Annotated in this window: 9 protein-coding genes; 2 read left to right on the plus strand and 7 right to left on the minus strand. The window is 62.9% G+C overall.

Annotated features, from left to right (window positions below; genetic code table 11):
* Positions 1–60: 60 nt before the first annotated feature.
* On the minus strand, positions 61–1,341 hold the full coding sequence (locus SB772_RS21740) for a DUF445 domain-containing protein (RefSeq protein ID WP_410835263.1): 1,281 nt from the start codon (positions 1,339–1,341) through the stop codon (positions 61–63).
* 192 nt (positions 1,342–1,533) lie between these two features.
* Between SB772_RS21740 and SB772_RS21745 the strand changes: the two genes are divergently transcribed.
* The gene (locus tag SB772_RS21745; RefSeq protein WP_410835264.1) at positions 1,534–2,676 is read left to right on the plus strand and encodes a metallophosphoesterase family protein; all 1,143 of its coding nucleotides are present in this window, start codon (positions 1,534–1,536) and stop codon (positions 2,674–2,676) included.
* Entirely contained in the window at positions 2,673–5,297 is a 2,625-nt protein-coding gene (locus SB772_RS21750; RefSeq protein WP_410835265.1) for an AAA family ATPase, read from the plus strand. The genes SB772_RS21745 and SB772_RS21750 overlap by 4 nt, the downstream gene beginning before the upstream one ends.
* Before the next feature lie 334 nt (positions 5,298–5,631).
* Here SB772_RS21750 and SB772_RS21755 read toward each other — a convergent pair whose 3' ends face one another.
* From SB772_RS21755 to cobG, 6 genes are all read right to left on the minus strand, one after another.
* Positions 5,632–6,621, minus strand: a complete 990-nt coding sequence (locus SB772_RS21755) for a tetratricopeptide repeat protein (protein ID WP_410835266.1) — start codon at positions 6,619–6,621, stop codon at positions 5,632–5,634.
* Positions 6,622–7,429: 808 nt separating this feature from the next.
* Complete coding sequence (locus tag SB772_RS21760) at positions 7,430–7,903, minus strand: DUF3828 domain-containing protein (protein ID WP_410835267.1); 474 nt, start codon at positions 7,901–7,903, stop codon at positions 7,430–7,432.
* 497 nt (positions 7,904–8,400) lie between these two features.
* Positions 8,401–10,122 (minus strand): precorrin-3B C(17)-methyltransferase, encoded by a 1,722-nt coding sequence (cobJ, locus tag SB772_RS21765; protein ID WP_410835352.1) that lies wholly within the window; start codon positions 10,120–10,122, stop codon positions 8,401–8,403.
* Positions 10,119–10,850 carry a precorrin-2 C(20)-methyltransferase gene (locus tag SB772_RS21770; RefSeq protein WP_410835268.1) on the minus strand — a complete coding sequence of 244 codons (732 nt, stop codon included), beginning with the start codon at positions 10,848–10,850 and terminating at the stop codon, positions 10,119–10,121. The genes cobJ and SB772_RS21770 overlap by 4 nt, the downstream gene beginning before the upstream one ends.
* Positions 10,851–11,477, minus strand: a complete 627-nt coding sequence (locus SB772_RS21775; protein ID WP_410835269.1) for a precorrin-8X methylmutase — start codon at positions 11,475–11,477, stop codon at positions 10,851–10,853.
* The gene (gene cobG / locus SB772_RS21780; protein WP_410835270.1) at positions 11,470–12,981 is read right to left on the minus strand and encodes a precorrin-3B synthase; all 1,512 of its coding nucleotides are present in this window, start codon (positions 12,979–12,981) and stop codon (positions 11,470–11,472) included. Before cobG ends, SB772_RS21775 begins: the two co-directional genes overlap by 8 nt.
* Positions 12,982–13,031: the final 50 nt, after the last annotated feature.

A 13,031-nucleotide genomic window follows, 5' to 3' on the forward strand; every position in this document is an offset into this window, starting at 1 on the left:
CGATAGAGCGCATCGGCAATTCGTATGCCTGGATTGTAGGCGTTTTGACGGGTGGCGGCCTCATCCCAGATGCAGCCGCAAGAGTTCGAACAGGAGCGAGCTTGCATACAGCAACAAGCCGATGAAGCCGCCGACAATCGTCCCGTTGATACGGATGTACTGTAAATCCTTGCCGATGTTCAGCTCGACCTGCCGTGACATTTCACGTGCGTCCCAGTTCTTCACCGTGTCGCTGATGTGGCGCGTGAGGAATCTGGCGAAGTCCGGCGCCATCGCGCGCGCCGCTTCTTCGAGGTGATCGTTCAGCGATTGGCGCAGTGCCGGATCGTGCGCCAGTTCGCGGCCCACCCATTGGCCCATCGCGACCGCTCTCGCATGCAACGCCGATTCGCTGCTCTCCAGATCGCGCTTGAGCCACGCGCGCAATTCGCCCCACATGTCTTTCACGTACGTGCTGAGGGCGTCGCCTTCTACCAGGTAACGTTTCAGTTCTTCGCCTTTTTGCAGGTAAGCCGGATCGGTTTTGAGTCTCGCGATCAGCCGTTGCACGACGTCGTCGAATTTCTGGCGCAGCTGATGGGTTGGGTTCTCGCTGATCTGATCGAGCATCCGGTTCACGACGCTGGCGATCGTTTCGGCGCCTTTTTCGCCGATCCACGCGGACGGCAGGATCTTTTCCATGGCCGGATATTCGCTTTTGATCCAATCGACGATGCGCTCGGCGATGAATTCACGCGTCTGCGGCTCGCGCAGCAGCGCCACCACCTGCTCGATGCCGGCGTCGAGCAGCTCCTGATGACGGCCGTCTTTGGTCAGCGTGTCGAGAATCGAGCCCATCGATCGGGATAGATCCACTTTCGCGAGCATGTTGCGCAGCGCGTCCTTGATGAAGACCTGGATGCGCACGTCGTCGGTCAACTCGAGAATGCCGCCCGTCAGTTTGACGACGTAGTTGCCCAAACGCTCGGTGTTGGCCGGCGTGGTGAGCCAGGACGTAATGCTTTGCGCCGGGTCGTGTTTCCGGATCAGCCCGACGATCGACGACACGTCCAGAAATTTGTCCTGCACGAAGACCGCGAGGTTGTCGGCGATCTTGTACTTGTTCCTCGGAACGATGGCCGTGTGCGCGGACACAACCGGGATCGGCACGCGGCGAAACAGCGCGACCACCGCGAACCAGTCGGCGAGCGCGCCGACCATCGCAGCCTCGGCGACCGCTTTGATTCCGTCGATCCAGGTGCCGCGCGGCATGAAAGCGGTCACGACAAAAATGCAGGCAGCGGCCAGTAGCAACAGCAACGGATTGCGCTTGGCCTTTTTCAGCTCGATCTCTTTGTTCATGGGCTGCGGGCTTGGTTCGATTGGCATGATGCGGGGCGATTGATGCGTGACGCGCGGGTCCGGAAAACGCGAGTGTAGCGCCGCGGTTCCGGCGCTGTGTGCGTCGCGTGGGACATCGTGAGTGCCGACGGCGCGGTAACATCCACGGTTGGACTGCAAAGCGACGATGGAAATGAACAGAAAGGGGGCACAGTGATCAGGTTTCTGCACACCGCGGACTGGCAGATTGGCACGCAATTCGGCCAGTTCGAGCCGGACGAAGCCGCGCACCTCGCGGAAGCGCGCTTCGAGACCGTGCGCCGGATCGCCGCGCAAGCCACGGCGCGCCAGGTCGACGCCGTGCTGGTCGCGGGCGACGTGTTCGATCAGCAAACCGCATCGGACACGGTGATCCGCCGCTTGTTCGGCGCGCTGCAAGCGTTCTCCGGCCCCTGGATCATGCTGCCGGGCAATCACGATGCCGCGCTGGTCGAAAGCGTCTGGACCCGCGCGCAGCGCCTGAACTGCATTGCGCCGAACGTGCGGGTCGTGCTGGAACCCGGCGTGGTGACGCTCGACGCCTGCCAATGCGCTTTGCTATGCGCGCCGCTCACACAACGCATTACCTACGACGACACCACCGCCTTTTTCGACGCGACCGAAACGCCGCCCGGCTATTGCCGCGTGGGGCTCGCGCACGGCAGCGTCAGCGGGATCTTGCAGGAGGGCATCGATTCGTCGAATCCGATCGCGCCGACGCGTGCGGCGAGCGCGCGTCTCGACTATCTCGCGCTCGGCGACTGGCACGGTCACTTTCGCGTCAACGAGCGTACCTGGTATGCCGGCACGCACGAGCAGGACCGCTTCCGCGCCAACGATCCAGGCTTCATGCTCGACGTCACGCTGACGGAGCCGGGCGCATTGCCGGCGGTCGAGCCGGTGCGGGTCGGCAAATATCAATGGCATCGATGGGAGACGGTGATTTCGGTGCCGACCGATGTGGACGCGCTGAAGGCGCGGCTCGCCGCACTGGGCGCCGCCGATGTGCTGCGGCTGGTCGTGAGCGGCACGACCGCGCTGGCCGAGGCCGAAGCGATTCACGTCGCGGTGGAAGAGGCCCGTGCGCGCATGCGTGCGTTGCGTGCCGATCTGGGCGGCCTGCACGTGCTGCCTACCGCTGACGACCTCGCCGGGCTCGGCGCGCAAAGCGGCTACCTCGCGAAGGTGGTGGCGCGTCTGCGTGGCTTGCAGGAAGACCCGCAGGCCGACCCGCAACAAGCGAGGCGGGCCGCGGAGGCGTTGCTGCTGCTTGCCCGTTTTCAACGTGAACTGCCGCGCGAAGCGAGGTCCGCATGAAGCTGGAAAGTATCGCGATTCAGGAGTTCAAGCAGTTCACCGGCCGGCTCGTCATCGACGATTTGCAACCCGGGCTCAATCTGTTCACCGGCCCCAACGAGGCAGGCAAGAGCACGATCGCCGAGGCCGTGCGGACGGTGTTCCTCGAGCGCTATAAGGCGTCGCATCTGAAAGACCTACTGCCGTGGGGCAAGGCGAGCGGGCAGCCGTCGGTGGAAGTGACGTTCAACCTCGACGGCGCCGCGTGCAGGTTGTCGAAGCATTTCGTCACGCGGCAGCGCTGCGATCTGAGCATCGGCCAAGCCGTGTTCGGCGAAGACGAAGCCGAAGACAAGCTCGCCGCGTTACTCGGATTCTCGCGTCCGGCGCGTGGGCCGCTCAAGGCTGAGAACGCCGGCGTGCCGGGTTTGTTGTGGGTGCAACAAGGCGGCACGCAGGAGGTGCGCGACTCGACCGGCCACGCAGCGCAGTATTTGCGCGATGCACTCTCGCAGCTGTCGGGAAGCCACGAATCGGCAGGCGAGGATGCGTTGATCGCCGCCGTGCAGCGCGAGCTTCGGCAGTTGCTGACCGCGCGCACGCAGAAATCCACCGGGCCGCTGGCCGACGCCGAGCAGGCATTGGCGGCGCTTGCTGCCGAGCGCGACGAGCTGGAACAGCAGCGTCTACAGTTCGAAGACAACATCGCGCGTCTTGCTACGCAACAGGAAGCCTTCGACGACGCGCAACGCAAACGGCCCTGGGAACTGCACGAACAGAAGGCGATGCGGGCGCAACAGCGCGCCGAGGCCGCGGCGGAACTCGAGCGCAATATTCAGGGGCTGGCGCAGTCGCTGCAAGTGAACGAGGCGGAACTGGCGCTGTCGTTGCAGCAGGAGCAGGGCGCGACGGAACTGGAAGCCGCGGTCGCGCGCGATCGGCTACAACTCGACGCCGCGCGAGCCGGCGTAGTGACTGCCACGCACGAGCATGGCGAAGCGGTGGCGCGTGTCGCGCAGTTGGAACAGGCCTATGGCGACGCCAGCCGCGCGCTTGAACTGGCTAACGCCGCCGTCACGGCCGGCGATCTGCGCAGTCAGATCGCTCTGCATCGTGCGGAAAGCGAGCGGCTCGAGGCGGCTATTGCTGCGGCCGGCAAGGCGAACGAGGCCGTTCTGGAGGCAACACGTGCAGCGGCCGCGCTTGAAATCGACGCGACGCAACTGAAACGGCTGCAATCGCTCGACACCGAATTGACGGTGCTGCGCGCGCGAACCGACGCTGCGATGACGCGGATCGAATACCGGCTGAGCGGCGCGATCACAGTCGGCGATGCGCAGGTGACCGGCGAGGGCGTGCTGCGTCTCGACGAGGAGAAGTTGATCGTTCTCGGCGATCTCGGCGAATTGCGCGTGATCCCGGGTGTGTCCGATCTGTCCGCGCAGCTCGCTGAACTGGCGTCGCTCGAATCTCGGCACGCGCAGCTGTTGCAGACGCTGGGTGTCGCGTCGCTGGGCGATGCGCAGGCGCGCCACGAGCAGTGGAAGACGCTCGTCGCGCAGCAGAAAAGCCAGGCGAAGATTCTCGACGTGCACGCGCCACAGGGTATCGACGCGCTGCGCGCCGCGTTGGCTTCGGCAGCCGCACGGCTGGAGACATCGAACCAGCGTCTGGCGATGTTGCCCGATGTTTCCGCCGCGCTGCCGCTCGACGATGCACGCCGCGCTGCCGACATCGCTCGCGATGCATTGGAAGCCGCCAGAAAAGTGCTGGCGCAGGCCGCGGAAAACCGCTCGACCGTAACGGCCACGACCGAATCGCTCGCCGGGCAGCTGCAACGCAAAGAGGCGCAACTGCAAGACGACACGTTTTGCCGCAACCGCGCGCTGTGGCAGACGAAAATTGTCGAGCAACGCGTGCAGGTCGAGGCGTTGAAAAAGCAGCTTGAAGGACGCGAGCGCGAACTGGAGGCGGCGCGCCTCGACGATCCGGCGGCTGAGGCGAAGCGCTATCGGGCATCGGCTGAACTCGCGCGCAACGAGCAGCACGAGCGGCAACTGCGGATCGCGCAATTGCGCAGTCAACTGGAAACAGTCGGCGCGTCTGGGCTGGGCGAGCGTCTCGCCGGTGTGAAGGCAGCGGTGGAGCAGGCCACGCGTCGCAGGGATGAGCTGAGTTTGCGGGCGAGCGCGTTGAGCTTGCTTGACGAGGTGTTAGTCGACGAACGCGATGCGGCGGTGGCGCAATTGCGCGCGCCGCTGACCGAGCGGCTCGGGCATTACCTGAAGCGGATTTTCCCGCAGTCTACGATCGCACTCGGCGACGATCTGAGTCCCGCGATTCTGGAGCGCGATGGCCGCGCCGATACGCTCGATGCGTTGAGCTTCGGCACTCGCGAACAACTGGGCATTCTGACGCGGCTGGCGTACGCGGATTTGTTGAAGGCCTCAGGCCGTCCGACGTTGTTGATGCTCGACGACGCCGCCGTGCATACCGACGCCGCGCGGCGCGATGCGATCAAACGCGCGTTGATCGATGCCGCGACGCGGCATCAGATTCTGGTGTTCACGTGCCATCCGGAGCTTTGGGACGATCTTGGTGTGAGGCAGCGGGCGATCGGGGATTTGAAGGTGGCGGCTTGAGTTCGTCGCAAGCGACCTGCCGGGTTGCGGCCTCAACGTCGCAAGCCCGCACTGGACTAACTTCGATCAAACCGGTGCGGCGCACCACTCCCGCAGTGCGTCGCGGACTTCTTCAATAACCGGCTCCCACTGGCCAAGCTCGCGTTGCCGGAATAGTCGCATCGACGGATACCATGGGCTATCCGTGCGATCAGTCAGCCATCGCCAGTCGGTATAGGCCGCAACGAGTGTCCACACGGGCAGACCTGCCGCGCCCGCGAGATGTGTGACGGACGTGTCTACCGTAATGAGCAGGTCGAGGGAATGCAGGATCGCGAGCGTATCGGTGAAGTCCTCAATTTGCGGCCCAAGTGTATGTATGTCGAATTCGTTTATTACGCAACGTCGCTAGTACGGCACGCAACGCTTTGCGCCGCTGCCAGCCATTCTTATAGTCGCCTTGGCTCAGTTCGAGGTGCGCGAGCTGCGATTGCATAGCTGGATCGTCTGGTGTGAATCGGACCGCCTCCCTGCTGTGAACGATAGCTTCTAAAACCCTGCCGCATACGCTTAGGGAATGTGCTGCGTAGTGGTGCAACATGACCCGCTGCGGATCGATCTTGAGTCCCTGCCGGGCAACACTGAGCATATCGCCGAAGCGGTCAATTCTATAAAGCGCGAGACACAGGGCCTCTAATGCCTCGGCGTTGGCCGCATGCTGCGCTCTGACCTGCGTAACCGTCGCGTCAAGCAACGCAGTGCGCTTCGCATGAGCCAGTGCGGCAATCAGATCAAGCCCATCTCGTAGGTCGGATGGGTCGAGCGCCCAGGCGCGTAGCCAGTAGTCCGCAGCGTCTTCGGTTTCACTGAGTTCCGTGCTGATGCGCGCGACGGCGCAAATCGCATGATGCAGGTCCGGCTGTATCGCAATGGCCTGTGCGTAGTGCTCTTTAGCTTCGGCGAGACGCCCCAATTGCCACAGGCTATCGGCAAGGTTCCGATGAAGACTGGCGGTGCTACCCGCAACGTTGAGTGCCCGACGATAGTACGCTTCGGCCTCCGCACCGTCGTTCGCAAGCGCAGCTAGCAATCCGGTCTGTTCGAGAATATCGGCACGTTCAGGCGCCGCGAGCGCTGCCCGACTGAGGAACTGACGCGCTTGCTCGATCTGATTGTCGAGGAAGGACGCAAGCCCGGCACAATAGAGCGCGTGCACATTCTGCGGTTGCAGGTCCAATATCCGGCCATATCCGTCTATAGCTTCAGACAGATGTTTTTCGGAGAAGTACGCGTCAGCGCGTGCGATAAGATCGCCCACGTTCACGTCTGCGTCACTTATGTTCATAAGGGAGATTCCTTGCATTGATTGCCCCTGTCTCTTGTTTTGATGCTGCGGCCGCATGCGCTATGACGTTTCACCATTTTTGATCAGCGCCTTAGTGTTGTAGTCGTTTGCAATTCAAGAGCCTAAATAGCTGGGGCGAATGATGCCATCAGGGATGTTTATTTATCGACAGGGAAAAATCATCGGAGGGTATGCGACTGTAGGCGTGCTGTTGAGGCAATAAAAAAGGCGCGCTCGCGCCTTCTTCATTGCTGCGGTGTGGTGGCCGCTAGTGGTCGTCAGTGCTGCGCGGTTACCGCTTGTGGGCGGGGCGCATTTCACGGTCAATGATTTCCGCTCGGCGTTGCCACGCCGCAGAATGTCGGCCCGCACAACCGCTGTTCAGGTGCCATCCGGAGCTTTGGGACGATCTCGGCGTGAAGCAGCAGGCGATCGAGGAGTTGAATGTGGCGGCTTGAGGGGGCGAGCATCATACGATTGCCCTGTGAGGTATATCAGTACTCCTCTATACTCCTCCTCTATATTCAGATATGTCCCATATTGCCCTGTGAAGAAATTTGCCAGCCTCTCTCTCCACGGGATTTCTGACCGGAAGGAGGCTGGCGCATGACACGACATTCAATCAGCGAAAAAACTTTCTTCTCGCTACAATCGGAAATGGAAATTGTCGAAAAATCTCAGGTTGATAAAAAACCGCGGTTTTTGACAAAAAAAATACCGCCATATCGAAACGCATATGATGGACGCGCCAAGCATTTTCTGCCGTATAAAGCAAAAGCCCCTCGGGCAGAGGGGCATATTCCGTGCGTTAGTCTGTCGGATCGTACTGGTGAAAGCCCAAATAGCCACCTGTGTCTTCAACTTTGATGATTTTCCAAAGTCCTTTTTCCTGCTGCACGAACACAACCAGATTCTTCTTTTCCTGTGCGCCAAAAGTCACGGCTATAACCGCCACACCGTCAAGATTAACAGTCGGGTGCAGGATCATGTGGGCAAGCCATTCTTTTTCGTCAAGGTCTTGAACCCGCGTGAAATAGTCGCTTCCACCCGGCAAACGTTTATGTTTGTAGTCATCCCGCAGATTATCGACCGTTGGCTTTTCCACGTAGCGATATATGGCGTTATCCGTCAACTGGTAAGGCCCGCCCTCCTGTTGCAGATACCATGTGTAAAACGCCCTGACAGTAGCCTCAGGGCTGTTCGGTCCTGCTGCTGTTGCAGGCTGCACCACACCTAACGCGAGAGCCAGCGCGGCGCATATCAGTAGAAGGTATTTTTTCATTGTCAGTCGTGACGGTACATTTTGTAAGGCGGCTGGGCGCTTCGATATGCCGGGCCGGGGTAAAAGCCGTGCATCTGCTTAAAATCAGATATCCAGATTTGTCCGTCGTACATAGCCATGTGTCCGTCCGGGTGACCGGGAATTGACTGGATCACGACTACATCGCCGCGCTGCGGATTACCGTATACCTCGTAAAAACCAACGCTGGTGAGTGATGAACCGTAGTTTCTCGCTGACCCAGTTCGCATAAGGTGGAGACCACCCCACTCAATAGCGCGGCGCGTATATTCCGCGCACCTGTCTATGCTCGTTGGCTGTGCGTGCGAACGCAGATAACTTACCGCACCAACCTTATCCCATGCCATTTTTTATTCAACTCCCGTAAACAAATAGGAGTTCGAAGTTACCTCTATCCACAAGAGAAGTCGATTTTTAGGACAGACGTTTGACAGTATTTGACGCTGGGTCGGCTATCCGTTTCAATGACCGTACGCGACTCACTCATACCACCGCGGCGTATAAACCCACTCACCACCATCGTCACCACGAGAAAACCCCCGCGTCGTCGACGAACCGACAATCACCGTCGTCCGCATATCCACATCGGAAGAACGCAGTTCGCCGAGTGTGGTCGTACGCAGCGTGCCGCCGGGCCTGCCGACATCGCGTCCGAGCACCACTTTCGTCGCCGCCGCGCGATATTCCCGCACGATATCCAGCGCCTTATCCAACTGCCACGGCCTTGCGCGAGAGACCGGGTTATAGAACGCCATCACGAGATCCGCTTCGGCCGCGTGCCTTAGACGCTTTTCGATGATCGTCCATGGCTTCAGGTTATCGGACAGCGACAGCATGCAGAAGTCGTGTCCCAACGGCGCGCCGGCTTGCGCCGCAGTGGCCAATGCCGCCGACACGCCTGGCACGATCGAAAGCTCGACTGCGGCCCAGTCGGCGTTCGCCGCGCCATCGAGCGCTTCGAGCACCGCAGCCGCCATCGCAAACACGCCAGGATCGCCCGACGACACCATCACCACCGATCGTCCCGTGCTCGCCAGTTCGAACGCATGACGCGCGCGTTGCATTTCCTCGCGATTGTCCGTGCCATGCACGCGTTGATCGGCGCGCAACGGGCCGGCCATTTTCACGTAGGTGTCGTAGCCGAGGATGTCGGTCGCTTCGTTGAGCGCCGTGCGCGCCGCGGGCACCATCAGATCTGCGCTGCCCGGACCGAGGCCTATCACCGTGAGGCGGCCGCGTGCACGGCCGACGCTGTCGGCGTCGATAGCAAGCGGCGCCAGCGCCAGCGCAATGCCCGCGTCGGCGTCGTCGTGCAACGTTTCGTAGGGGATGCGTAGCGCGGCATGCAGCACATTGCGCGGCGGCTCGCCATCTTCCGGACGTGTTTGAGCGAACCGCAGCGGAACGTTCAAACTCGTGGCGGCTTCTGCGAGCGCGGGGTCGGTCATCCGTTCCGACGATGCCAGCAGCGCCGCCAGCGAAAGCGCAGCGAGACCATGCGCGTTCAACGCCTCACGCACATACCTGGCGATCTGTGCACCCGAGCCGGAACCCGAACCCGAACCCGTGACCGCCGCCACCACACTACGCGGATGAATCACCAACTCGTCGGCGCTGCCGTCCCACGCACGCGGCGTCACCCGAATCGCCAGACGCGCCGAGCTCGAACGCGGCAATTGCGCATCATCGAGCCACGGCGCGTCGCCTTCGATTCGCGTGCTTTCACCAGCCAGCAGATCCGACACGAAACGCTTGCCTTGCGCGAGATCGGCCAGCGCATAGCCTTCTGGCGGATTGAGCACACAAGTACCGAAGCGCAGTTCGCCGCTCGTCGTGATCGCGGGCGGCACGGCCAGCGCGGCGGCGATTTCGCGCGCCATCACGTTGACACCCGCGAGTCCGCCGAGCAGCGGCACGACCGCGCTGCCGTCTTCGGCCACGGCCAGCACCGGCGGTTCGACGCCCTTGTTCGACAGCAGCGGCGCGACGCAGCGAATCACGATGCCGGCTGCGCACAGCGCGACGATCGGCGTGCCGCGCGCATACAGTTCACCTAGATGCGTGCCGAGTTCGGCGTACGAGACGTCGGCTTCGACACGCCCGTGTAAAGCGTGCACCTGCGCGCCGGCATACAGCGCCTGCACGCGCCGCGCGGTCGCCAACGCGCCCGCGCCGAGAATCACGATCGCGGGCGGCGTCATCCTTGCCATTTTTCCCCCGGCACCACCAGCAGCGAAAAATACGGCGACGCCATCGGATCGACTTCCGCGAGCGGCACGATGCGTTGATTGCCCATCGTCGCGCGTTCGACGTAGAGCGCGCGATCCGCAAGACCGAGTTCACCCAGCACGCGCCGCACCTTGTCGAAATTGCGGCCGAGTTTCATCACGACGGCGGCGTCGGCGTCGGCGAGACGCCGGCGCAATTCGTCTTCGGGCAACACGCCGGAGAGCACCGACAAACTCTGATTGCGATACACCAGCGGCGAACCGAGCACGGCTGCGCCGCCGAGCATCGAGCACACGCCCGGCACCACTTCGGCTTCGAAGCGCGCGGCGAGCCGGTCGTGCAGATACATATACGAACCGTAGAAAAACGGATCGCCTTCGCAGATCACCGCGACATCGCGGCCCGCGTCGAGATGTGTGGCGACGATGTCGGCGGCGGTGTCGTAGAAGTCAGCGATGATCGCTTCATACGACAGCGGCGGTTCGAGCGCTTCGGTCGTGACCGGATAGACGAGCGGCAGATGCTGTTGCGCGTCGTGCAGATGCGCTTCGATGATGCTGAACGCGTTGCCTTTCTTGCCCTTCGCAACGAAGTACGCGACCACCGGCGCGGCCTTCAGCAGCCGCAGCGCTTTCAGCGTGATCAGTTCCGGGTCGCCGGGGCCGACGCCGAGTCCGAACAACCGTCCTTGCATGCTCATTTACTCGACCTCCGTCGCCAGCGCATTGACGGCGGCGGCGGCCATCGCGCTGCCGCCGCGTCTGCCGTGGACCACCACGTAGGGCACGCCGCGGCTGTTTTCGGCGAGCAGCGCTTTCGATTCCGCCGCGCCGACGAAGCCGACCGGAAAGCCGAGAATCAACGCGGGCCGTGGCGCGCCGGCATCGAGCATGTCGAGCAGATGAAAGAGGGCAGTCGGCGCATTGCCGATCACGACGACGCTGCCCGCCAGGTGCGGACGCCACAATTCGAGCGCGGCGGCCGAACGCGTGTTGCCGAGTTCGCGCGCCAACGACGGCACGTCGATGTGCGTGAGCGTGCAGATCACTTCGTTGTTCGCGGGCAGACGCGCTCGCGTGATGCCTTGCGCGACCATGCCCGCGTCGCACAGAATCGGCGCGCCTTGCGCCAGCGCCGTGCGGCCCGCGGTGCCTGCGCCTGCGGAAAAATCCAGATCGTCGATCACGTCGACCATCCCGCAGGCGTGAATCACGCGCACGGCGAGTTTATCGAGGTCGGCGGGGATGCGCGACAGATCGGCCTCGGCGCGAATCGTCGCGAAGGATTGGCGATAGATCTCCTGACCGTCGCGAATGTAATCAAGCATCTAAAGGGCTCCGGGCTAATTGTTCGAGCATGTCGGCAGCCTGTTCGATCGTCAGTCGGTGCGCGACGCACTCGCCGAAATCCGCCGAGGTGCCGCGTCGATAAAGGTCGTATGTGCCGGGCGCCACGGCCAGCAGCGTGTACGGCGCGCAATGCGCGGCGGCGCACGAGCGCGGGCAGCCGCTCAGATGGACGTCGACACCTCCGGGCAAGCGAGCGGCTAATTGCAGCGCGTCGGCTTTGGTGTCGGTGAGACTTTTTACGCAACCGGTCGAGCCGGCGCAGGCGATCAGATGTGCGATGGGCTGCGCGGGATCGCACGCGAGGCCTAATGTGTTCAATCCGGCAAGCACGGCCGGCACGGCGTCCGTGGCGATATCGGGCAGCAGCACGCTTTGCCAGGGCGTCATGCGCATTGTGCCGTTGCCTTGCTGCCGCGCTAGCGCGGCGAGACCGTGCAACGTCGCGGCGTCGAGGCGTCCGAGCGGCGGCTGGCCGCCGACGTGCCACGTTCCCACCACGCGTTGAGCGTGCGCGCCGAGCCGCAGCACGGCATCGGCAGGCGCGCTACGGTGCCAGTCGGCGAGCGACGCGTCGCGTGACAGCGGGAAATCGACATACGTTTGAGCATGCTGCAATACCGCGTCGACGGAATGCGTGGCGAGCAGGTGGCGCATACGTGTGGCGTCGGCGGCGGCCAGATCGAGAAACGTGAGCAGAAGCGCGCGAACCAGTTGGACGACTTGCGACGGCAGGACGGCGGCGAGGGTGCCTGCATGCGACGCGCCAGTGGCGAACGCGTTCGCGCGAGCCACAGGTACCGCCGCCACATTGGCCGCCATGGACGGACATCCGGTCAATCCGAAGACAAATCTCACGCCGTCGTGCACCTGCGTCGCCGCGAGCCACACATCGTGCGGATGATCGAGCCTGGCAAGACGTTCGCCGCCATCGAGCAGCACGGCGAATTTCGGCGACAGCGCCGCAAAACGCGCTTCGCTTTGCAGCAGCGTGAGGAGCCCGGCGGCCAGCGAAGTGGTGTCGTACAGCGCGAATGGATCGCGTCCCGCTGCGGGGCTGATCATCACGTTGCGCACGTCGTCGGCCGCGGAGGCAGCAGAGGCAGCAGAGGCAGCAGAGGCAGACAAGGCGGCAGAGGCGGACAAGGTGGCAGCATCAACACCGCCACTCGCCGGCACCACCGGCCCGAGAGCGACCGACACCAAAGCCGCAATCAACGCCGCTTCCTGCCCGTCCCGCACGCCGCGCACCTGCAGATTCGCGCGGTTTGTCACTTCGATCACCCCGGCCGCATACCGCGCGCTCGCCTCGGCGATCGCGGCAGCCTGCGCGGCGCTCAGTACGCCGCCGGGCAATTTGATCCGGCAAATCCCGCCGTCGCGCGCGGCGACGATGCGCAGCAGGCCCGGACAAGCCGAACGCCGCGGCGCTTGGGCAGCGGTAAACGAAGCAGCGGAAGGCGCAGCGTGATTCAAGACGGACACCGGGTTTTAGCGTCGCGCGACGGCCCGAGCGCTGCCCAGGCGGGCATTGC

The organism is Paraburkholderia sp. SIMBA_030, assembly GCF_046535245.1.
Lineage (GTDB): Bacteria > Pseudomonadota > Gammaproteobacteria > Burkholderiales > Burkholderiaceae > Paraburkholderia.